Annotated in this window: 22 protein-coding genes; 13 read left to right on the top strand and 9 right to left on the bottom strand. The window is 64.8% G+C overall.

What is annotated here, in order from left to right; genetic code table 11:
* Positions 1-216 precede the first annotated feature (216 nt).
* The 3 genes from ACFYOW_RS13970 (at position 217) to ACFYOW_RS13980 (ending at position 4,125) form a co-directional block, all read left to right on the top strand.
* Complete coding sequence (locus ACFYOW_RS13970) at positions 217-1,845, top strand: NTF2-like N-terminal transpeptidase domain-containing protein (RefSeq protein ID WP_387287782.1); 1,629 nt, start codon at positions 217-219, stop codon at positions 1,843-1,845.
* Positions 1,846-1,915: 70 nt separating this feature from the next.
* On the top strand, positions 1,916-2,632 hold the full coding sequence (locus ACFYOW_RS13975; RefSeq protein WP_063037967.1) for a response regulator transcription factor: 717 nt from the start codon (positions 1,916-1,918) through the stop codon (positions 2,630-2,632).
* Positions 2,629-4,125 (top strand): sensor histidine kinase, encoded by a 1,497-nt coding sequence (locus ACFYOW_RS13980; protein WP_387287784.1) that lies wholly within the window; start codon positions 2,629-2,631, stop codon positions 4,123-4,125. The genes ACFYOW_RS13975 and ACFYOW_RS13980 overlap by 4 nt, the downstream gene beginning before the upstream one ends.
* Before the next feature lies 1 nt (position 4,126).
* Here the strand turns inward: ACFYOW_RS13980 and cqsA are convergent, their stop codons facing one another.
* Positions 4,127-5,359: an alpha-hydroxyketone-type quorum-sensing autoinducer synthase gene (gene cqsA, locus ACFYOW_RS13985; RefSeq protein ID WP_387287786.1), complete on the bottom strand. Its 1,233-nt coding sequence runs from the start codon at positions 5,357-5,359 to the stop codon at positions 4,127-4,129.
* 186 nt (positions 5,360-5,545) lie between these two features.
* Between cqsA and ACFYOW_RS13990 the strand changes: the two genes are divergently transcribed.
* The 3 genes from ACFYOW_RS13990 (at position 5,546) to ACFYOW_RS14000 (ending at position 8,659) form a co-directional block, all read left to right on the top strand.
* Complete coding sequence (locus ACFYOW_RS13990) at positions 5,546-6,727, top strand: RNA-guided endonuclease InsQ/TnpB family protein (RefSeq protein WP_387287787.1); 1,182 nt, start codon at positions 5,546-5,548, stop codon at positions 6,725-6,727.
* Positions 6,728-6,821: 94 nt separating this feature from the next.
* The gene (locus ACFYOW_RS13995) at positions 6,822-7,478 is read left to right on the top strand and encodes a response regulator transcription factor (protein WP_387287789.1); all 657 of its coding nucleotides are present in this window, start codon (positions 6,822-6,824) and stop codon (positions 7,476-7,478) included.
* Positions 7,475-8,659, top strand: a complete 1,185-nt coding sequence (locus ACFYOW_RS14000; protein ID WP_387287791.1) for a sensor histidine kinase — start codon at positions 7,475-7,477, stop codon at positions 8,657-8,659. Before ACFYOW_RS13995 ends, ACFYOW_RS14000 begins: the two co-directional genes overlap by 4 nt.
* A 17-nt stretch (positions 8,660-8,676) precedes the next feature.
* Here ACFYOW_RS14000 and ACFYOW_RS14005 read toward each other — a convergent pair whose 3' ends face one another.
* Complete coding sequence (locus ACFYOW_RS14005; protein WP_051182880.1) at positions 8,677-9,069, bottom strand: hemophore-related protein; 393 nt, start codon at positions 9,067-9,069, stop codon at positions 8,677-8,679.
* A 90-nt stretch (positions 9,070-9,159) separates the two neighbouring features.
* Positions 9,160-9,795, bottom strand: coding sequence for a class I SAM-dependent methyltransferase (locus ACFYOW_RS14010; RefSeq protein ID WP_387287793.1), 636 nt, complete (start codon positions 9,793-9,795; stop codon positions 9,160-9,162).
* 60 nt (positions 9,796-9,855) lie between these two features.
* Here ACFYOW_RS14010 and ACFYOW_RS14015 point away from each other — a divergent pair, with 60 nt between their 5' ends.
* From ACFYOW_RS14015 to ACFYOW_RS14025, 3 genes are all read left to right on the top strand, one after another.
* Positions 9,856-10,356, top strand: a complete 501-nt coding sequence (locus ACFYOW_RS14015) for a GNAT family N-acetyltransferase (RefSeq protein WP_387287795.1) — start codon at positions 9,856-9,858, stop codon at positions 10,354-10,356.
* Between the two features lie 146 nt (positions 10,357-10,502).
* Complete coding sequence (locus tag ACFYOW_RS14020) at positions 10,503-11,090, top strand: GNAT family N-acetyltransferase (RefSeq protein ID WP_387287797.1); 588 nt, start codon at positions 10,503-10,505, stop codon at positions 11,088-11,090.
* A 151-nt stretch (positions 11,091-11,241) separates the two neighbouring features.
* Positions 11,242-11,664, top strand: coding sequence for an NUDIX domain-containing protein (locus ACFYOW_RS14025; RefSeq protein WP_387287799.1), 423 nt, complete (start codon positions 11,242-11,244; stop codon positions 11,662-11,664).
* A gap of 13 nt (positions 11,665-11,677) precedes the next feature.
* Here the strand turns inward: ACFYOW_RS14025 and ACFYOW_RS14030 are convergent, their stop codons facing one another.
* Positions 11,678-11,917, bottom strand: coding sequence for a hypothetical protein (locus ACFYOW_RS14030; protein WP_387287801.1), 240 nt, complete (start codon positions 11,915-11,917; stop codon positions 11,678-11,680).
* Between the two features lie 5 nt (positions 11,918-11,922).
* Positions 11,923-12,234, bottom strand: a complete 312-nt coding sequence (locus ACFYOW_RS14035; RefSeq protein ID WP_387287803.1) for a hypothetical protein — start codon at positions 12,232-12,234, stop codon at positions 11,923-11,925.
* 362 nt (positions 12,235-12,596) lie between these two features.
* Here ACFYOW_RS14035 and ACFYOW_RS14040 point away from each other — a divergent pair, with 362 nt between their 5' ends.
* Both ACFYOW_RS14040 and ACFYOW_RS14045 read left to right on the top strand, forming a co-directional pair.
* Positions 12,597-13,850, top strand: a complete 1,254-nt coding sequence (locus ACFYOW_RS14040; RefSeq protein ID WP_387287805.1) for a hypothetical protein — start codon at positions 12,597-12,599, stop codon at positions 13,848-13,850.
* Positions 13,847-14,434: a GNAT family N-acetyltransferase gene (locus ACFYOW_RS14045; RefSeq protein WP_387287807.1), complete on the top strand. Its 588-nt coding sequence runs from the start codon at positions 13,847-13,849 to the stop codon at positions 14,432-14,434. The genes ACFYOW_RS14040 and ACFYOW_RS14045 overlap by 4 nt, the downstream gene beginning before the upstream one ends.
* Before the next feature lie 89 nt (positions 14,435-14,523).
* Here ACFYOW_RS14045 and ACFYOW_RS14050 read toward each other — a convergent pair whose 3' ends face one another.
* Together ACFYOW_RS14050 and ACFYOW_RS14055 are read right to left on the bottom strand one after the other, a co-directional pair.
* On the bottom strand, positions 14,524-16,041 hold the full coding sequence (locus ACFYOW_RS14050) for a serine hydrolase domain-containing protein (protein ID WP_387287809.1): 1,518 nt from the start codon (positions 16,039-16,041) through the stop codon (positions 14,524-14,526).
* 74 nt (positions 16,042-16,115) lie between these two features.
* Positions 16,116-16,913: a helix-turn-helix domain-containing protein gene (locus ACFYOW_RS14055; RefSeq protein ID WP_387287811.1), complete on the bottom strand. Its 798-nt coding sequence runs from the start codon at positions 16,911-16,913 to the stop codon at positions 16,116-16,118.
* A gap of 194 nt (positions 16,914-17,107) precedes the next feature.
* Here ACFYOW_RS14055 and ACFYOW_RS14060 point away from each other — a divergent pair, with 194 nt between their 5' ends.
* The gene (locus ACFYOW_RS14060; protein ID WP_387287813.1) at positions 17,108-17,371 is read left to right on the top strand and encodes a hypothetical protein; all 264 of its coding nucleotides are present in this window, start codon (positions 17,108-17,110) and stop codon (positions 17,369-17,371) included.
* A 167-nt stretch (positions 17,372-17,538) separates the two neighbouring features.
* Here the strand turns inward: ACFYOW_RS14060 and ACFYOW_RS14065 are convergent, their stop codons facing one another.
* Positions 17,539-18,597, bottom strand: coding sequence for a fatty acid desaturase family protein (locus ACFYOW_RS14065; protein ID WP_387287815.1), 1,059 nt, complete (start codon positions 18,595-18,597; stop codon positions 17,539-17,541).
* A 379-nt stretch (positions 18,598-18,976) separates the two neighbouring features.
* Between ACFYOW_RS14065 and ACFYOW_RS14070 the strand changes: the two genes are divergently transcribed.
* The gene (locus tag ACFYOW_RS14070) at positions 18,977-19,591 is read left to right on the top strand and encodes a class I SAM-dependent methyltransferase (protein ID WP_387287817.1); all 615 of its coding nucleotides are present in this window, start codon (positions 18,977-18,979) and stop codon (positions 19,589-19,591) included.
* A gap of 49 nt (positions 19,592-19,640) precedes the next feature.
* On the opposite strand, the gene ACFYOW_RS14075 is transcribed toward ACFYOW_RS14070, so the two are convergent.
* Entirely contained in the window at positions 19,641-20,048 is a 408-nt protein-coding gene (locus ACFYOW_RS14075; protein ID WP_387287819.1) for a PaaI family thioesterase, read from the bottom strand.
* Positions 20,049-20,082: the final 34 nt, after the last annotated feature.

Raw genomic sequence — 20,082 nt, forward strand, 5'->3', positions numbered from 1 at the left:
GACCCCGGCCATCGGCCGGGGTCCCCCGGGTCGGCTCGAACTTTGTTGCGGGGAGCCAACATAAGGCCATATCTCGAGTCCATCGCAATTCGGCAGCTATCCGATTTATCGAATGGATAGCCGCCGAAGGCGCGGGCTAGCCTCGAAGTCCTTGCGCTGCGCTATCAGATGCTGACGACCATCAATCGCGGTTGAACTCGAGAATCGAGGATCCCGATGAGCAATTCCCCGGGCGTCGGACCGCACATGAGCAGCACACGCTGGTCGGCGGCACTCGGCGCAGTGATTCTCGCGGTGGCACTCGGCGGGTGCGCCTGTTCGTTCGGCCAGTATTCGGATGACGCGAGAGTGGCGGTCGAAAAGTTCACCGAGCTGCTGAACAAGCGGGATGCGGATAACGCCGCGAAATTGACCACCCAACCGAGCAATGCCGCCACATCGCTGCGACAGGTGTTCGAGGGATTGGGCCCTGGTGCTCCGGACTTCCGTTTGTCGCAATTCATCGCATTGGATTCCAAGGAGGGCATCTTCGCCCTGCAGGGCGCGTGGGCATTCGGACGCGATCGAAACTGGACATACGACGCGCAGGGCACGATCCGAAAGTTGGCGACCGGCTGGCGAATCTCCTGGGACCCCACTATCGCCTTGCCGCAACTGGACAACACCCGCAAGGTCAACCTGGTAAAGGCCTACCCGACGCCGCCGCCCGTGGTGAAGGACGGTCTCGGACAACCGTTGATGACCGAGCAGGTCATCGCTGTGGTCCGGCTCGATCCCGACCGCATCACCGATCCGGTTGCCACCACCGACGCGCTGGCGAAGGCCATCGCACCGGTCGCCCCACTCATCACCGGGGAGTCCTTACGCGCGCAGCTCGCCGCCGCCAAAGGTCAACCGGTCGTCGCGGTGAATCTACGGCAGGACGACTTCGCGGTTCTCGAACCTGACATCACGCCGATTCCCGGGGTGGTGGCACAGCCGCAGCCACGGCTGATCTCGGCCGACCGGCGCATCCAATCCCCCATGCTCGACGCACTGCGCACGGTGTGGCAGGACAACCGGGATCGGACCGCGGGCTGGGCGGTGCAGCTATCGGGACCCGACGGGCTTCCGATCGCAAACATCGCCGGACAGCAGGGCACACCGGCGCCGGATGTATCCGCGACCCTGGATCCGTACTGGCAGCGCGCCGCCCAGGATGCGGTCAACTACCTCGGGAATCCGGCGGCCGTCGTCGCGATCCGTCCCGCGACCGGAGCCATTGTCGCCGCCGCCGAGAACAACGCGGCCAGCACGAACGAACCGGTGGCCTTCGCCGGACTCGCTCCGATCGGCGGCACTTCCGAACTACTGCGGACGGCCGCGGCCACCATCGCGCACAAACCGCCGCAGAACGTATCCCTCGACGAGATCACCGAGGCCGCCCGCATGCTGGGTCTCGGCGTCGATTTCGAGCTGACGGGTCTGGACAAGGTGAGTTCGCGAATCCCGGGCCCGGGTACCGCGGACGCGCGACGCGGCGGCCGGGCGAGCGAAATCCAGGCCAGCCCCTATGGCATGGCGATCCTCACCGCCGCCATCGCCAATGGACGCATCACGCCACCCATGCTCGAAATCGGCCGCCCGGCAACGACTTCCGCCGAATCGAGTCCGCTGCCGGCCGCAGTGGTCGACCAACTCCGGAGCCTGATCGGCGGTGGCGGATATGTCACCACGGCAGGCGGGCAGGGCTGGCTGCTCGCCAATACCGGCGAGTTGGTCTTCGCACTCCATGTCGAGGATCCGGACAGCAGCACCACCCTGCGGAACGCGGCCGAACGCATCTTCCATCCGGATCTCGGATAGGTCCAGGGCTCACAGCCAACACCCAGCTTGTCCTGAGCTGCGACTTTGCTCGGCCCGTCACGCTAGTGGAATGAGCAGAGCAGAGCCGGAAGCACGCATTCTCGTCATCGATGATGAGCCGATGATTGTCGAGCTCCTTGCGGTGAGTCTGCGATTTCAGGGGTTCGAGGTGGTCACCGCGATCAGCGGGACGGACGGGCTGGACAAAGTACGCCGGTTCCGGCCGGACGCGCTGATCGTGGACGTGATGATGCCGGGCATGGACGGGTTCGGGCTGTTGCGGCGGCTGCGCGCGGACGGGATCGATGCGCCGGTGCTGTTCTTGTCGGCGCGCGATGAAGTCGACGACAAACTCACCGGACTGACCCTCGGCGCGGACGACTACGTCACCAAACCTTTCAGCCTCGAGGAGGTGATCGCCCGGCTGCGGGCCATCCTGCGGCGGTCGGGCAGGGATGCCGTCGCGGACCTGTCATCCCGCATCGCGGTGGGCGATATCGAACTCGACGAGGACAGTCACGAAGTCTGGAAAGCCGGTGTGCCGGTGGCATTGTCGCCCACCGAGTTCACGCTGCTGCGGTATTTCATGGTGAATTCGGGCAAGGTGCTCAGCAAGGCGAAGATCCTGGATCACGTGTGGCGCTACGACTTCGGCGGTGACGCGGGTGTGGTCGAGTCGTATGTGTCGTATCTGCGGCGCAAGGTCGATACCACCGAACCGAAGCTCATCCACACGCTGCGCAGCGTCGGCTATGTGCTGCGCGCACCGCAGCCGAGTCGGATATGAGACTGCGCGAATCACTCGCCGGGCGGGTGTCGGCCATCCCGCTGCGGGTGGGACTTGTTGTCGCCCTTGTCTTCCTGGCCGCCATGGTGCTGCTCTCCACTGGTTTCGCGGTGACCTCCGCCCTGAGTCGATCACTGACCGCGCGCGCCGACGAGCAGCTCTACGACGCCGCTCGCTCATGGGCCGAACCACGCGAGATGAAACAGGTCGTCACGAATGACGGTGCGACGGTGTGGGTTCCGGCCGACCTGCCGCAGGCGCCGGCACCTCGGCTGTTCACCGATCAACCCCGCCGCTTCTACGAGTTGCACAAAGGCCCTGAGGGACAGACCTATCCGGGCACCTCGGTCACGGTCGCCGGCATCGGCACCACGCCGGATATCGACGGAAACACGGCATCGGTCCCCACCACCGTCGGCTCGACCGACGGATCCGAGGTGCAGTGGCGCGCCCTCACCACCAGCAACCAGTACGGCTCGACGACCATCGCGCTGCCGCTCACCGATAACCAGGAGACGGTATCGCGCTTGATCTACTTCGAACTCGGCACCGGCGCGGCCGCATTGATCGCGCTCGGTGTGGTCGGGTACTTCGTCGTGCGGCGCAGCCTGCGGCCGCTGCGCAATGTCGAGAAGACCGCGGCGGCGATCGCGGGCGGTGATCTGCACCGGCGCGTTCCGGTGCGTGGAGTCGATACCGAGGTCGACCGGTTGGCTCGGTCGTTGAATGCGATGCTCGCGCAGATCCAGCACGGCGTCGCAGCCACCGAGGCCTCCGAGGAAGACGCCCGGCGCTCGGAACGCCGGATGCGCCAGTTCATCGCCGACGCCAGCCACGAATTGCGCACCCCGCTCACCACGATTCGCGGTTTCGCCGAGCTCTACCGCCAAGGCGCGAGCACCGATGCGTCCATGGTGGTGGGCCGCATCGAGGCCGAGGCCGAGCGCATGGGCCTGCTGGTCGAGGACCTGCTCATGCTCGCGCGGCTGGATGCCAAACGCCCACTCGACCGCCGCCAAGTCGATCTGCTGACGCTCGCCGGCGATGCGGTGCACAATGCGCAGGCCATGGCGGCGCGGCAGCAACCTCGACGCCCGATCACGCTGGAGGTCCGTCCCGGCGTCGGCACCATGGACGTGACCGGTGACGAAGCGCGACTGCGGCAAGTGCTGGCCAACCTGCTCGGCAACGCCCTGGCCCACACTCCGGCCACCGCCGCGATCACCGTGCGGCTCACCCCGTCCGCGGATGACGTGCGCATGGATGTCGTCGACGCCGGCCCCGGCCTGGCGCCGGAGGCCGCCGCCCGCGTCTTCGAACGGTTCTATCGCACCGACGATTCGCGCACCCGGGCCAGTGGCGGAACGGGTTTGGGGCTATCGATCGTGCAGGCCCTTGTGGTGGCGCACGGTGGTCGGGTGAGCGTGGACAGCGAGCCGGGCAACGGCGCGACCTTCACGGTGCTCCTGCCGCGTGCGACGGCCCTCGGGTAGGTCACTGGGTCGGCACGAGTTGCGCTGGAGTCGGTGCGGGCCTCGGCCTTTCGTAACGCATCGGCGCCATCGCGCCGAAGTGGTTGCGGACCTCGGTGCACACCTGGATGAGTCGATCCACCTGCATATCGGTGAGCCCCGCATGCAGAGAGAAGCGGATGCGCGCGCGGTCGGGCGCGGTAGCAGGCCAGCACAGGACCGAACCGAAAATGCCACGGGTCTCAAGGAAGTCGCGGATCGCGATGGTGCGCTCATCCGAACCGGTCTGCAGCGCGACGATATGGCTGGCCGAACCCTCCAGATCGAATTCCAACGCCATCAGCGCACGGCGCACGACCGCGGAGATCTCGCGCAGCCGGACCCGGCGCCACTCGTCGATGCGAATCACTTCGAGCGTCGCGGCCAGACCGGCGATATCGTGCGGCAGCAGTGTCGCGGAGAAGACCGCGGGATCGGATTCCATCTTGAAGTAGTCGACGAAATCGATATTGTTCGCGGCGACGAACCCGGCGCGTCCCGCGAAAGCCGTTGCGAGGCTGGCGATCCGGAATGGCACCCGGTCGGTGAGGCCGAGCGCGACCACCATGCCCGCACCGTAGGGCCCGTCGGTGCCGAGCGAATGCGATTCGTCGACCACCAGCACACTGCCGGTTTCGTCGGCGACATCGCAGATCTGGGTCAGTGGACAGCGACTCCCGTTGCTGCTGTATATCGAATCCACCGCGATGATGCCCGGGCCGTGCTTGCGGATCTCGTCGCGCAGATGGCCCGGAAAATTGTGCCGGAACGAATATACCGGTGCACCAGCGGTTTTCGCGCCGTGCCACAGCGACATATGCGCAATATGATCGATATAGACCGGCGTATGCGAGTCGGCGATCGACTGCAGCAACCCGGCATTCGCATCCCAGCCCGACTGACACAGAATTCCGGCCGCCGCCCGCATATGTTCGGCAAGCGTCGTTTCCAGCGCGATCTGCGGATGGTCGGGACCGTGTACGAAGACGCCCGACGGGGGTGCTCCCCCGCTCGCGTACTGCAAAGCCGCGCACATCGCGCCGACGATATGCGGCTCGTGCGCAAGCGCGAGATAGTCATTGCTGGTCAGCACGACGTCGCCCGGCCTAGGCTTACGGCCGTGCAGAATATGCCGTCCGCCCCATGCGATCGCGACCCGTTCCCTGTGGAATCGGTTGACGCGAAAGAATATGCGGTCGGCAACCGACATTGTCATCTGAACTCCTTTCACTGCTATCAGCTACCTGGATGTTCGTTAGTGCACAGTCGCTTACAGCGGAGGTGAATGCGAGCGTGGCCGGGGCGCCGAGAACCGAGTGTTCCCTGGACCGGACACTAGCGCTGCTCGATGTACTGGCGCAGAATCGTAATCGGTGCGCCGCCATGATGTTATCGTGAAAGTGTGCAGCTTCGATACAGCTACCGCCTCTACCCGACATCGGGTCAGCAGACGAAGTTGGCGAAGGCATTCGGGTGCGCTCGTGTCGTCTTCAACGATGCGCTTTTATCACGGCGGCATGCATACGCGGAGGGATTGACGCTCTCGGACTCGGACCTGTCGAAGCGGCTCACCGAGGCGAAGAAGACACCGCAGCGAGGGTGGCTCGGTGAGGTGTCATCGGTGGTATTGCAGCAGGCGCTGGCCGACCTGAACACCGCCTACCGCAACTTCTTCGCCTCGATCACGGGCAAACGGAAGGGAGCGAGGATAGCGCCGCCCCGGTACCGGTCCCGGAAAGATAACCGGCAGTCGATCCGGTTCACCCGCAACGCCCGGTTCCAGGTCCTCGACAATGGCAAGCTGCGACTGCCAAAGATCGGTGACATCGAGCTTCGCTGGTCGAGGGGCCTGCCGTCGGAACCATCATCGGTCACCGTCACCAAGGATGCGGCAGGCCGGTATTTCGCGTCGTTCGTGGTGTTGGTCGCCGACGAGTCACTGCCCGAGCTGGACACTGAGGTCGGTATCGACTTGGGGCTCACCACCTTCGCGGTGTTATCGGACGGGAAGGTGATCGAATCCCCGAAGTTTCTGCGCCGAGCCGAACGCAAGCTCCGCAAGGCCCAGCAGGATCTGTCGAAGAAGCAGAAGGGCAGCCGTAACCGCGCGAAGGCCAGAGTCCGGTTAGCGAAAACTCACGCACGGGTAGCCGATACCCGGCGAGATTGGGCGCACAAACAGTCCACGGCGATCATCGGCGACAACCAAGCCGTATACGTCGAGGACCTGTGCGTTCGAGGTCTCGCTCGCACGCGGCTCGCCAAGAGCGTGCATGACGCGGGTTGGGGCATGTTCATCCGCATGCTGGCAGAGAAAGCAGCCAGGCACGGCCGCACTTTCGCCAAGGTGGACCGTTTCTTTCCGTCCAGCCAGTTGTGTTCGGTATGTGGCCGGATCGACGGCAAGAAACCGCTGTCGGTCCGGACGTGGCGGTGTCCATGCGGCGCGGTGCACGACCGGGACATGAACGCGGCAACCAACATCCTCGCGGTTGGGCCGACCGAGAGGTTAAACGCCTGTGAAGGCCAGGTAGGACCAGCCCCCGGGCTGGCACCGGCCGTTGAAGCAGGTCGTTCGTCGTAAATCACTCTTCGCCACATGTGCCGAAATCGGCGGCTCGCCCCGGAGTCTGTCGCACTAACAGCGCCCTAACAGCGACAACAGGCACGATGGTCGGGTGCGGGTACTGGTGGTCGAAGACGAGCAGTTGCTGGCCGACGCGATAGCCGATGGGCTGCGGCGGCATGCGATGGCGGTCGATGTGGTTTACGACGGCGCGGATGCGCTGGAGCGGGTCGGCGTGAACGACTATGACGTGATCGTGTTGGATCGCGATCTACCGACGGTATCCGGGGATATCGTCTGCACCTCGCTCACCGAGGCAGGCAGCGACGCCAGGATTCTGATGCTGACGGCCGCCGCGGCGGTCGCCGAGCGAGTCGCGGGGCTCGGTCTCGGCGCCGACGACTACCTGACCAAACCGTTCGCATTCGCCGAATTGGTGGCCCGCATTCAGGCGCTGGGCCGGCGCGCACGGCCCGCGACCCCGCTGGTGCTGGAGCGGGCCGGGATTCGGCTCGACCCGCATCGACTGACCGTCACCCGCGATGGCGAGCCGGTTTCGTTGTCGCGCAAGGAGTTCGCGGTACTGGCCGAATTATTGCGTGCCGACGGCGGAGTGGTGTCGGCGGAGCAGTTATTGGAGAAGGCATGGGACGAGAACATCGATCCGTTCACGGGGGTGGTGCGCTACACGATCATGATGGTGCGCCGGAAATTGGGCGACCCACCGGTGATCGAGACCGAAGCGGGCGTGGGGTACCGCATCCGATGAGGGGCCGCACCATTCGGCTCCGACTCACCCTGCTGTACGCGGGCGCGTTCTTCATCGCCGGGGCGATTCTGGTTGCGCTTATGTACTTCTACCTCGATCGGTCCCTGGATCGGCGACACGGGATGGGTGCCCAGATCCTCGTGCGCGAGTACCTGGCCAAGCGGAACCGCCCGATCGTCACCGAGGAGTTGTACACGGCGCTGACCGCGCAGGCCGCCAAGGAGCGCCGCGACACCTTGGAGGCGATGCTCGTCTGGTCGCTGGTCTCACTTGGTGCGATCGGGATCGTCGCGGGCGGACTGGGTTGGCTGCTGGCCGGGCGGGCTTTGCATCCGCTGCAGCAGATCACCGCGACCGCGCGCCGGGTGGCCGATCGCAGCCTGCACGAGCGGATCGCGCTGACCGGACCCGACGACGAAATCAAGGATCTGGCAGACACTTTCGACGCCATGCTGGAACGGTTGGATCGCGCCTTCGACGGTCAGCGGCGCTTCGTCGCCAATGCCTCACATGAACTGCGCACACCGTTGACCATCAATCGCACGTTGATCGAAGTGGCGCTGGACGATCCCGACGCACCCGAATCCACGCGTCGGCTCGGGGCAACGCTTTTGGAGGTCAACAATCGGCACGAGCGGCTGATCGACGGATTGCTGGTGCTCGCGAGCAGTGAGCAGCGGCTCATCGAGCGCAGTCGGGTCGATCTGGCCGAGGTGGTCCGTCGGGTGGTCACTGTCGCGGGTGATGCCGCCGACCGGGCCGGTATCGAGATCCGCACCGATATCGAGGCGGCTCCGGTCTCCGGTGATCCGGTATTGCTGGAACGTCTGGCACAGAACCTGATGGACAACGCGATTCGCTACAACGTCAGCGAAAAAGGTTGGGTCTCGATCAGATCGGTGAGCACCGGGGGCAATGCCGAGCTGGTTGTCGAGAATACCGGCCCAGTCGTGCCTGCCTTCGAGGTCGACGGACTCTTCGAACCGTTCCGCAGACTGGCCTCCGGCGAACGAGTCGCCGAATCGGCGCATGCACCGAACAGCCGGGGCGCGGGGCTGGGTCTGTCGATCGTGCGATCGGTCGCGCACGCACACGGTGGTGAGGTCCGGGCGACCGCGCGGCCCGAAGGCGGACTCACTGTCACGGTCACCATCGAGAACCGAACGGGCGACGCCGGATAGCGCCGCCCGCGTTCGACTCAGTAGTTGTGGCAGGTGTTCGCGATCTGGCGCAGCTTGTCGATCTTCTGCTGGCCCTCGGGCGAATTGCGCTTCTCCTCGATCTTGGTCCGCGCATTCGGGTGGTTATCGATCCACTGCTGGGCGCGCTGCTTGCGCTGCTCGACCGGCAGCCCGAGGAATTCCTGCAGCTTCGCCTTGCGATCGGGATGACTGTCCAGGCGTTCGGCGAGCTTGGGCGCCTCGGCGTGAATGGCCGCATCCACCTGTGCGAAGCTGCATGTCGTCTCGATCAGTCCGCCGCCGATGCCCGGTTGCGCCGATGCGGTTCCAGGAACCAGTAGCGCCCCCGCCGCGAGCAGACCGCCGAGTGCAACAGCGGTTCGCACGAATCCGGTACGGGTGTATGTCATGACGAATGACCCTTTCCATTGGCGATCGGATCACGGCAGGCAGTGCCGCGACCCGATGCACAGTCCACCAGGCAGGGTGTTTGCACAGCGCTAGGAACGGCGCACGCGGGCAATCCAGGCTGCCTCATCGACAATGCTGCCCGGGGTGAGGCCGAGTTCTTGTGCCTCGACGACGGCCTCGCTGACGCGTCCGCGATACCGTGCGGGCTTCAGTTCTTCCAAATCCCAGCCCGCGCCGAACGGGTCGGAGATCGCGGAGCGGCTGATGCGCGGGCCGAAGCCGGGTTCGGCATCCGAGAGCGCGAGGATGTGGAGGTACCCGCCGGGCTTCAGGACCCGGTGCAGGCTGCGCAGATAATCGGTCGGATCGCCGTTGTCGTGGGCGAAGACATGGAACAGCGCACTGTCGAGAATGGTGTCGTAGCGCGGCTCCTCCCCCAGATTCAGCGCATCGGCCACCTCGAACCGCGCGGCCACACCGTGCTCGCGCGCATTGGCCCTGGCATATCCGATCGCACTCGGCGCGAGATCCACCCCGAGCACGTCATGGCCGAGCTCGGTCAGCCGAATGGTGTGCTCACCGGCACCGCACCCCACATCGAGCACCGCGCCCCGAACCCACCCCTGCTCGATCAGCTCGAGCACCGCGGGCTGCGGCTCCCCAATCACCCACGGAGCGGACCCGTTGTCATAGACGGCATTCCAGAATTCAGGCGGTCGATTCATATCTCCAGCCTTCAACCTCAACCAGGGTTCATGTCAACCCAACGGGGCTACATTGCGTTGATGACCGATTCTCCACACCTGCGCCCCGCCCGCCCCGAGGACGCCGAATCCATCGCGACCATCTGGTACGAAGGCTGGCGCGACGCCCACCTCGGCAATGTCCCCGACGAACTCGTCGCCGTCCGCCCTCAGGAATCGTTCGGCACGCGCGCCGCGGAGCGCATCGGCGACACCGTTATCGCGATCGTCGCCGACCAGGTAGCCGGTTTCGTCATGACCCTCGATGACGAAGTCGACCAGGTCTACCTATCCCGGCACCACCGCGGCACCGGAGTCGCCGCGTCCCTGCTCGGTGCCGCCGAGCAGCGAATTCATGCTGGCGGGCATTCCCGCGCCTGGTTGGCCGTGGTTGCGGGCAACACCCGCGCCCGCGCTTTCTACGCCCGGAACGGATGGGTCGATGAGGGGCTGTTCAGCCACCGAGCACCTGGACCGGATGGCCCCGTGTCGGTTCCTGCCCACCGCTACGTCAAGCAACTCGGTTTCTCGCCGAAGAACTAGGCGTGGCGAGCTGTGGCTCACCAGATAAGTCCGGACGCATCGGGCTCCGGCGTGCAGGAGTAGCTGTCGGCTTCCGTGAGCTGGCCGTCCCTTGGTGCCGACGTTATTGCGTTGCCGCACATCGGATCGGCTGCCAACATCTCAGAATGAACGCCGAGCATCCAGCCGCGCTCGCGCCCGGAATTGCGCCGCCTCAGCAGATCCACCTAGGTGACCTGCTGCTGCGCAGTTGGCTGCCCGAGGACCTGATGCCACGGTTCGACGCGATCACCGCCTCCTTCGACCACCTCCATCCATGGATGGACTGGCTGGCCGAACCCATGACACTCGAACAGCACCGTGCCTTCGGCGACGCGATGGCGGCGAGTTGGCCGAGCCCCGACGGAAGCTGCAACTACGGCATCTTCGACGTCGACGGGATCCTCCTCGGTGCGATCGGAATCCACGACCGCGTCGGCCCGCGCACACTGGAAATCGGCTACTGGTGCCACGTCGCCCATACCGGCCGAGGAATAATCACCCGCGCCGCCGCCGCGCTGACTCGAATCGCATTAGCCCTACCTGGCATCGACCACGTCGAAATCCACTGCGACGAAGCCAATATCCGCAGCGCCGCAGTCCCCCGCCGACTCGGATACCGGCTCGACCGGATCGCACCACGCGAGGTGCGCGCCCCCGCGGAGTCGGGCCGCGGGATGTTCTGGATCAAAGACGGCCAAGGCCAGCATGTGTGAGCGTCTCATGACACGTTTCCGCGCGAAGACCGACAGGAGTTGCCTCGATGGCGGACCGCCATCTGATCGACGTGCACGTGCTGCTCACTGATGGCGATCGACTGCTGCTGACCAACGCCGCGGCAATGACGCTTTCGCCAGCCGCTGGCATTTGCCGTCCGGCAAGCTCGATGCCGGTGAGCCGATCACCGCAGCCGCTGCCCGGGAAGCCTTCGAAGAGGTGGGGGTCACGATCGATCCCGCGGACCTGCGTGTGGTGCACGTTGTGCATGTGGCCGGGTCCGGGCCCGAACCTCGACTGGGCGTGTTCCTGTATGCGAGCCGGTGGCGTGGTGAGCCGGTCAACCGCGAGCCGCAGAAATGCGCTGCCGTGCAATGGTTTTCGATAGGCCAGCTCCCTGACGACATTATCGAGTATCCGGCTGTCGGCATCCGCGCCTACATCGATGGCAAGTCGGCATCGTTCAGCGAGCAAGGCTGGGCCCTGCCAGTGTCCAGCCGCCAGTCGCGCGGACTGAACAGGGCTGAGGGAGACCAGTCTGTCGCCAACGTATCCCGGCGGCACCGCGTGTAACTGAAACGCTCGATCAGGTATCTGTGTCGTGATCGTTGACCGACTCACTCCTGAACGCGTCGCTCTCGTCCAAGTCGGCGTCCAGGAGCCAGCCGTCTTCGCCGACTCGACACAGCCAGCCATCGGCTGCGCGCTCGTAGATCGGCATGCTGTCGATGGGGGCGAGGTCGAGCTTGAAATGGGTTTCTTCGTGAAAGGCGGCGAGCAATGCGCGCACAGACGGAGCGATCTCGCCCTGAGGGATCTCGGACATCTGCCCTATGCCTCCAATGAGTTCGGCAGGGCCTTCGAATTCATGAGCGCCGCCCAGTAGTCGTCTCGAAGCGCGTCCCACAGATCACTGTGCTTGGGCAGCAACTCCCGAGCAGCAGCCAAATCGGGATACGGATCGAACATGACCGTCCCGGGTTGCGCATCCGTCAGCGGGGCGCGCGACGGCAAGCAGTACGCGGCGAATGACTCCGAAGTGAGCTGCACGCGCAACACCCGCGCGGAGCATCCGACGAGTTGCCACACGGCAAGCTTGCGACCGTCCCGAGTTTGCGTGGTGCGCAACCGATCTCGTCGCATCACACCGCTCCACGATTCGCAGGTGCCGTCGGCTCGATACCTCGGCGCTCCGTTCGCCTGGAGTGTCCGGCCCACTCGCGCACGGCATCCGCGAACCGCTCGACCACATCTGCCGTAGCACCGCTGTACCCGACTGGCGGCCCCACAATCGGATACCGCTGCGGCAGTTCCGAATTCGTCACGATCCCTCCCCTTGACTGCGGTCGACACACCCGAGATCTCGAATGCTCATAAAGCGTCGCCGACCAGCCACTTCGATCCCAGCCACGAAACCGCACGCAAGTAATACGCTTCTGATACCGAGCGTTGTGGACGCGAAAACAGGGGTGGCCATGATCGTCAGCAGGTGGACAGGTGTGGAGGTGAGAGCCCTTCGCATGGCGGCGCTGCGGCTTACGCAGGACGAATTCGCCGCGCAGGTCGGCTACGAGCCGCCGACGATCAGAAAGTGGGAGAAGGCGACAGTATCCCGCCCGGTACGAGGGAAGTCAGCCCAGGACCTGGACTCCGAACTTGCCCGTCTAAATGATCAACAGGCGCAACGGTTCCGGGCGGCGGTTGCCGACGATAGCCTGACGATGGGGCTCATTACACGGGAAGTCGAGGGCGACGAAGTGAAGCGCCGGGAGTTCGGAGTACTGCTCGGGACCACGATTGCACTTCCTGCCGTGAAGTCCGCCCCGTCCCCAAGTCGGATCGGAATTGCCGACGCGCACCGACTCGCGGCGAACGTCGAGGACATTGCCCAGCGCGAGCAGATCGTGGGTGGCACCGCACTGCTGCAGACAGCCGTGGACGAACTCGAACGGGCGAAGGCCGTCCTGGAGACATGTGCCTTCGAAGAACAAGCAGGCAAGGCTTTCATGCGCGCGGCGGGCGAGCTCGCGACAATCGCCGGTTGGTTGGCGTACGACTCCGAGATGCACCCGCTTGCGCGCCGCTGTTATGCCGACGCGTTCGCATTGGCAAACCAAGCTGGCGACGAAGAACTAACCGTCCACGTATGTTTGAACGCCGCACATCAGGCGACCACCCTTTCACGCTCCGGCCAAGCGAACCCGCACCGCGCGCTCGGGCTGATCGAACGTGCGCGGGATCTGAGCCGTGGTCACCCACCAGGCCGCGTCCATGCATTGATGGCCATCCGTGAAGCCCAGGCATACGGCGTCCTCGGTGACCGCACCGGATTCGGCAAGGCCGTTGCTACTGCTTGGCGTGAACTGGATTACGCGTTCGAGCACGAGCCGTCTGGGGAATGCCCCCGGTGGCTCCGGTTCGTCACGACCACCGAGATCCGATGCCACGAAGCCCGCGGTATCGGAGACCTCGGCGAGTTGGCAAAGGCGGCAACCCTATCGGCTGGACTAGCGCTGGAGCAGGCAGGTGCCCGCAACGCCGCGAACTATCGAGCAGGCTGGGCGGCGGCCTTGGCGAATGCGGGAGATATCGAAGGTGCTGCCGATCAAGGACTTTCGGTCATCACCGACCTCGAGCGAGAGATCTCCTCCACCCGCACCCTCAAACTCCTTGCGCCAGTCCGTGATGCGGTGGAGGGATATTCCGACGAATTCCGACAACGATTCGACGATCTGGCGAGAAGGGTCACCACCGCATGAATCCAGACCAGAAGACGACACCCCTGGAGTTCCAGCATCTTTCGGCCGAACAGGCCCGCGAGCGACGCACCGAGATCGAGGACATATTCCGCGGTTCTTACGTTCATGCGATCGAAGCTGGCGAGAAGTTCGAGGCGCCCGAGGCATTCATGCACCGCTTCGACGCGTATACCGACCCCAGTCGCCCCGCCGGGTTCGAGCTAGTAATCGCGGAGCTCGACGGGCGCGCATGTGGCCAGGCGTGGGGCTGGCCGCTACACATGAACACCGCATGGTGGGGTGGTCTCCAACTGGACGAGGGCCACCCAGCCGATTTCACCTCCGAGAATGGTTCCCGCACATTCGCACTCAGCGAAATCATGGTGCGGTCCGAACTCACCGGCCGAGGCATCGCCCATGCCCTCCACGACGAACTCCTCGGCCACCGAGCAGAACAACGCGCGACACTGCTCGTCCGCCCCGAAAACACCCGCGCCTACACCACCTACCGCAATTGGGGCTGGTGTCGGGTAGGCACCCTTACACCGAGCTGGCCCGACGCACCAACATTCGACGTGCTTATCCGCGATCTGACCCCTGGCTGAGCGGAAATGCCCCGCATGAATCACTTCCGTCGACAGACGCGTCCGATCAAGCAATCGGCAGGCTGAATGCCCGATGAGCGATAGCCCGGCTAGGGGCAGGCCGGCGATCGCTGTCCATCGGCGACGATCTGCATACACACCCAGCCATCGTCCAGCCGCCACGCGTTGTCTATGGGGACGAGTGGGATGAGCATGGGGACGTTGCCATTCGAGGTGGTGGTGCTGGTGGTGGCGATCAGGCGGTTGCGGCCTATGTCGGTGGTTTTGTCGACTGTCACCTCGAGAGCGGAATGGGTGTAGGCCCGGGCCAGTTTCGTGACCAGATCCGGGTCTTTGTCGTCACCCTCAATCCGTAAGTTCTTGGCGGAGGCGGGGATCGACGGGTTCAAGGCCTGCGCGAGTTCGGCGGTGAGGTCGGCTGGAGCGGGAATCGGCGGTTGAGCGGTTGGCAGGTTGTCGAGGCCTGAAATGGTGCCGGGATAGAGCCGGGCCACCATGTCGGTCCAGATGTCGGTCGCGTCGATGATGAGCAGGGAGCGGTAGGCGGGTGTGTACTGGTTCACGGCGACAGCGACGCTGACATTGCGTTCAGGGAGATACATCGTCATCGAGGTGTAGCCGAGGACCGCGCCGGAGTGGCCGATCCAAGAGCCGTCACTCATCAGGCCGAGGCCGTAATTGTCGGTGAAAGTTGTTCGTGCCGTATAGGTTCGAGGTTCGAGGAATCGCCCCTCACCGAGTGCGGCGGCGTAGGTGGCGAGGTCGGGCACCGAGGCCACCAGCGAGCCCGCGGCTTCCCACAGGGTTGGTGGTGTGCGTGCTGTGACGTCGGTGCGGACGTCTTTGTCATAGGCGTAGCCGCGGCTGCCGGGTGTGGGCAAATCGGCGTCGGAGGGGTATCCGGTGTCGTGCAGCCCGTAGTCGCCTGCGAGGTCGTTGACGACGTCCCGCACCGGGCGACCTGTCACCTTTTCCAGGATCAGGCCGAGGAGGAGGTACTCGGAATTCGAGTACACGCTACGGGAATTGGGTGGTGCTGCCTTGTCAGGGTTGTCCCTGATGATGCGCAGGTCGTCGCCAATGGACCACACGCGATCCGGTGTCGCGGTGAGTAATTGGGGTTGAAACTCGGGACTCGCGGCGAAATCGTAGACGCCACCTCGCATACCGAGCAGGTCGCGCACGGTGATGATGTCGCCATTGGGGATAGCGTCGATGTACTTCCGGAGGGGGTCGTCGAGTGAGAGTTTCTGTGCATCAGCGAGGCGGAGTACGGCGGTCGCGACGAATGTCTTGGTGATGCTGCCGACTCGGTAGTGGTCGCGCACTTCGGCTCGACGGCCGGTGGCGGTGTCCGCCACCCCGTACGCCTGGCTGTAGGTGCCGTGTTCAGGGTCGATGATCGATACCGCTGCGCCCGGAATCAGCCCGGCGTCGATATGGGATTTCATGATCTGGTCGATCTGGCCGGCCAGGTCGGCGGGAAACGCCTGTGCCCGGTCGGAATCGGTGGTACCGCAGCCAGTGGTGAGCAACACGGCGACCACGGGTAATGCGAGCACCGCCCGGATTCGTCGCGATAGGACGTGGTGATGCGACCCAGACATTGTGAAATCCCCTCCCCGCCGGGTCAGTTCCGGCGCCCGTTGCCGAGGTTAGCAGCGGTGATCGCGGAGTGGCGTCATTCGAGTTCGCGTCCGGCCAGCCAAAGTTGTTCGAAATGCCCGATCGCGCCTCGAACGAATGCCGGTTCGTCGATACGGAATCCACTCAGCTGCTGAGTGGTTCCCGTGGTGAAGGCAAGAAAGGCGACGGCGTCGTCGAAGATGGCGAAGTTGACCGCATCGGCCGCCAGCGGCCAGTCGATCACTCGGATGCGGTAGTTCGGATGCTCAGCTGCGGCCTTTGCCAATTGTTGGGCCCACGCCATCATCTCTTCGTTGGGTGTGGCGATGACCCGGCGGACGGAGCGTCGGCCAGGTGCCTCCGACCACGCGACGATCGCGTTGAAGTATGCGGCAGCCGCCCGGCTGGTCTTCTCATCGGTGAAACTGAGGAAGTAGGCAGCTGGCCGTAGTCTGATGTAGCTCGTCATGATTCGGTAGCGCGCCCGGTGGACTTCGGCGAGCATCGCAGTGTAGAACTCGCTGTCGGATACCGGCGTCAACGTCGCATCTGCGTGTGCCGCGTGACCGCTAAAGCTGGCACTGTCGACGCTGCGTGATCGGTCGGCTCGCATCCAACGCTGCTTCCACTCCGAGCTATCGCCGCCGCAAGCTTCGACGAATGCCTGTGTCTGCTCCCAGGAAGGGAGCCGGTGGCCGTTGAGTATCGCGGAGACGGTGGCGTTACTCGCGTTGATCGCAGCCGCGAGCACTCGATATTTCGGACCGCCCGCGGCGCGGTGTAATTCCCTCAGCGACAGGGCGAAGCTTTCGGTAGGCCGGTCCGGATCGAGCGGACGGCGAGCAGACGGCATCGGTGAACCCCCTGATGGAAGATACCGGTTCATTATCCGTCGTTGTCCGTGTAGATCCGGATTTTTCCGTCCGGGCTCGATCGCATCCGAAGCCGCAGCGTCCTGATCCGGTGTCCATCTCTTCTGCCGATGTCGCGGCTATACCTGACATTACGGCTGTGCGCGGGTACGGCGTGTTCGAAGGATGTGACGTAATGCCCAGTGAAACAACAAGATTCGGCAACCAGGAGCTGACCGTTCGACGGCTTGCTCACCCGGCGCTGTCCACGCAGCAGTGTGCCGCGCTACAGACACTCGCGGCCATTGTCGCGTTGGCAGACGCATGTGCGACAACGTGGTTGCTCGCCGCGGGAATCGCGGCCTGCCTCACGCTCGCGAGGCCGCTGGGTACCGGTGTCCGATGGTGTCTGGCCGCCTTCCACCTGCCACGAGGCCGGAGAACCGCAGTCGATGCCTGACCGGCACGACAGGCAGCGTGCCGCGACACGAGTGCTTCCGAACGACCCGGACTCCTTGTCCTTTTCGTACTTGCGCACCGCCCCGGTTTGCTGCTGCCTGCTCGGGCTGTTGTGTGCGATCCACTCGGGCCCGGCCGACTTTGCCGCCGTTGTCGGCCGGGAAACGTTCATCTGTCGACCGGATGTCGGTCGGTGGTGCGCAGGGGCGCGCCGACGTTGTGCATGTGCTGCAGTGCCTCGCGGTAGGAGGAGATCAGCCTGGTCTCGTGGTATGGCACGCCGATTTCGGCGCAGTAGTCGCGGACGATCACCTGGGCGTGACGCAGATTCGGCGTCGGCATGCTCGGGAACAAATGGTGCTCGATCTGATAGTTGAGCCCGCCGAGGGCGAGATCGGTCAGCACGCCACCTCGCACGTTGCGGGAGGTCAGCACCTGCCGCCGCAAGTAGTCGGGGCGGTCGTCGCCGGTCAGGGTTGGCATGCCCTTGTGGTTCGGGGCGAAGATGCAGCCCATGTACAGGCCGAACAGCGCCTGGTGGACAGCGAGGAAGGCGAAGGCTTTGTCGGCGGGCAGGACCGCGAACAATGCGGCCAGATAGGCGGCGAAGTGGCCGAAGAGCAGCGCGCCCTCCAATCCGCGGTATTTGACCGATCGATTTCTGAGCGCACGTGCGCCGGCCACATGGAGGTTCAGGCCCTCCAGCATCAGCAGGGGGAAGAACAGGAACGCCTGCGCCCTCCCGATGAGACGAGGCAGACCACGGCTGGCCCGCGCCTGCCGTTGTGACCAGACCAGAATGTCAGGCGCGACATCGGGGTCGAGTTCCTCGTGGTTCGGATTGGCGTGATGCCGGGTGTGCTTGTCCTGCCACCAGCCGTAGGCCAGGCCTATGCCGGCGTTGCCGACCACTCGGCCCACGACCTCCGTCGGCCGCCGTAACCGGAAGACTTGGCGGTGCGCGACATCGTGCATGACGAGTGCGACCTGAGCGCACGTCACGGCCATGAGCGCCGCGACCATGAGCGTCCACCAGGAGTCACCGACGAGGACGAACGCCGCCCAGCCTGCCGCGAACGCAATCCCGACGAGGCCGAGCCGGACGGTGTAGTAGACGGGACGCCGGTTCATCAGTCCCGCGTCGGAGATTCGGCGCAACAGAGGGGCATAATCACCGCCGGCGCCGCCGCGCCGCGATGACTGTGGGGCAAAGGCCGGTGTCGTCATAGATCTTCCTGAGAGCTGTGTGGGAGACGCCACCTCCGCCCGTCCTCGATGCCGACCGGTCGATGCCGATCGGAGATCGGGTCCAGCGGCCGCTACTCGGTGTGTCCGGGGCGGGTGACGATTTCGATACACCGAAGCTATCGGCCGGATTCTCATCCCATGTAATCCCTTGGTATGACATGGAATCGGACTGCGGTGTGATATCGGATGTCCACCGCATGCCGAGGATCCGGGATGCAGATCCGGACGTTATCCGCCTGAAGTCCGATGTCGATGGGCCGGCTGCACCGGCAGCGGGCACCATCAGGCCGGGCGCTGACTATCCGCACGGCGGTGGCACAGTGAACCCGAGGCGTGCCGGAGAGAAGAGGAACAGACCATGAGCGGACGTACCCCCAGCCAGTGGGAAGAGCTCACTGCTGCTGACCCTGCGCATTCGACGTGGTACGTGGAGCGGTTCCGAGCAATGGCGGCCGAAGGCACCGATATCGTCGGGGAGGCGCGGCTGATCGACGCGATGCTCGACCGCAGTGGCCGAGTCCTGGATGCGGGGTGCGGTCCGGGGCGTGTGGGTGCCTACTTGCACCGAGCCGGCCACGTCGTGGTCGGCGTCGACGTCGACCCGGTGTTGATCGCTGCGGCGGAGCAGGACTATCCCGGCCCCACCTGGATAGTCGGTGATCTTGCCGAACTGGACTTGCCGCGCCGTGGGATCGCCGGCGACTTCGATGTCATCGTGTGCGCGGGGAACGTGATGACATTTCTGGCGCCGTCCACCCGGGCGGCGGTGCTGGCCGGGTTCGCCCGCCATCTCGCCCCAGCCGGTCGAGTGGTTGTGGGGTTCGGCGCCAATCGTGGTTACGAGTTCCCACAGTTCCTGGCAGACGCCGAGAACGCCGGACTCACAGTGGATTTGCGGCTATCCACGTGGGATCTGCGTCCATTCACGGACGATTCGGACTTTCTAGTGGCAGTGTTCTCGCGCGCAGATTGAAGCCGCCCTGCTCCTAGGCATCGGTACGCCGGTCGCTGATCTTTCGGTTTCAGGCGGCCGCGTGTGGAACGCGTGTCTGCACAGTTTGGATCACGTGGACGCACAGCTCGCCGGACTCGTCGGTGATTCGCACACCCACCACCACCGCGGTGCGGCTGACGCGCACCGGCGCGGCGACCGCAAGCGCCGCGCCGCGGACCGGACGCAGGAAATGCGTCGTCGAATCGGTCGTCGCGGGCAGCGCCCCCGGAGTGGAATTCAGAACCGCGCAGACCGCGGCAGCCGCATCGGCCAACCCCATCAGGGCACCGCCGTGCAGGCCACCCCCTGTTGTCGACAGCTCGACTGTGTGGGTCAGGCGGGCGGTGACCGCGGAGGGTGTGAGTTCGGTGAACTCCACTCCGAGAGTGCGGACGAACGGAGCGAGCCGGTAGACGTCTTCGGCGGTGATGGTCATGGTTGAGCCTCTCATCGTTATAGAGACTTCACTC

Origin of the sequence: Nocardia sp. NPDC006982 (genome assembly GCF_042869435.1) — a bacterium.
In the GTDB taxonomy this organism is placed as follows: Bacteria; Actinomycetota; Actinomycetes; order Mycobacteriales; family Mycobacteriaceae; genus Nocardia.

Coding starts and splice junctions, on each gene's coding strand:
- ACFYOW_RS14055 (WP_387287811.1), bottom strand. CDS start 16,913: ATGCCGTCTGCTCGCCGTCCGCTCGATCCGGACCGGCCTACCGAAAGC.
- ACFYOW_RS14075 (WP_387287819.1), bottom strand. CDS start 20,048: ATGACCATCACCGCCGAAGACGTCTACCGGCTCGCTCCGTTCGTCCGC.
- ACFYOW_RS14035 (WP_387287803.1), bottom strand. CDS start 12,234: ATGCGACGAGATCGGTTGCGCACCACGCAAACTCGGGACGGTCGCAAG.
- ACFYOW_RS13975 (WP_063037967.1), top strand. CDS start 1,916: ATGAGCAGAGCAGAGCCGGAAGCACGCATTCTCGTCATCGATGATGAG.
- ACFYOW_RS14045 (WP_387287807.1), top strand. CDS start 13,847: ATGAATCCAGACCAGAAGACGACACCCCTGGAGTTCCAGCATCTTTCG.
- ACFYOW_RS14010 (WP_387287793.1), bottom strand. CDS start 9,795: ATGAATCGACCGCCTGAATTCTGGAATGCCGTCTATGACAACGGGTCC.
- ACFYOW_RS14070 (WP_387287817.1), top strand. CDS start 18,977: ATGAGCGGACGTACCCCCAGCCAGTGGGAAGAGCTCACTGCTGCTGAC.
- ACFYOW_RS13980 (WP_387287784.1), top strand. CDS start 2,629: ATGAGACTGCGCGAATCACTCGCCGGGCGGGTGTCGGCCATCCCGCTG.
- ACFYOW_RS14050 (WP_387287809.1), bottom strand. CDS start 16,041: ATGTCTGGGTCGCATCACCACGTCCTATCGCGACGAATCCGGGCGGTG.
- ACFYOW_RS14005 (WP_051182880.1), bottom strand. CDS start 9,069: ATGACATACACCCGTACCGGATTCGTGCGAACCGCTGTTGCACTCGGC.
- ACFYOW_RS13970 (WP_387287782.1), top strand. CDS start 217: ATGAGCAATTCCCCGGGCGTCGGACCGCACATGAGCAGCACACGCTGG.
- ACFYOW_RS14060 (WP_387287813.1), top strand. CDS start 17,108: ATGCCCAGTGAAACAACAAGATTCGGCAACCAGGAGCTGACCGTTCGA.
- ACFYOW_RS14000 (WP_387287791.1), top strand. CDS start 7,475: ATGAGGGGCCGCACCATTCGGCTCCGACTCACCCTGCTGTACGCGGGC.
- cqsA (WP_387287786.1), bottom strand. CDS start 5,359: ATGACAATGTCGGTTGCCGACCGCATATTCTTTCGCGTCAACCGATTC.
- ACFYOW_RS14030 (WP_387287801.1), bottom strand. CDS start 11,917: ATGTCCGAGATCCCTCAGGGCGAGATCGCTCCGTCTGTGCGCGCATTG.
- ACFYOW_RS14020 (WP_387287797.1), top strand. CDS start 10,503: ATGAACGCCGAGCATCCAGCCGCGCTCGCGCCCGGAATTGCGCCGCCT.
- ACFYOW_RS14065 (WP_387287815.1), bottom strand. CDS start 18,597: ATGACGACACCGGCCTTTGCCCCACAGTCATCGCGGCGCGGCGGCGCC.
- ACFYOW_RS14015 (WP_387287795.1), top strand. CDS start 9,856: ATGACCGATTCTCCACACCTGCGCCCCGCCCGCCCCGAGGACGCCGAA.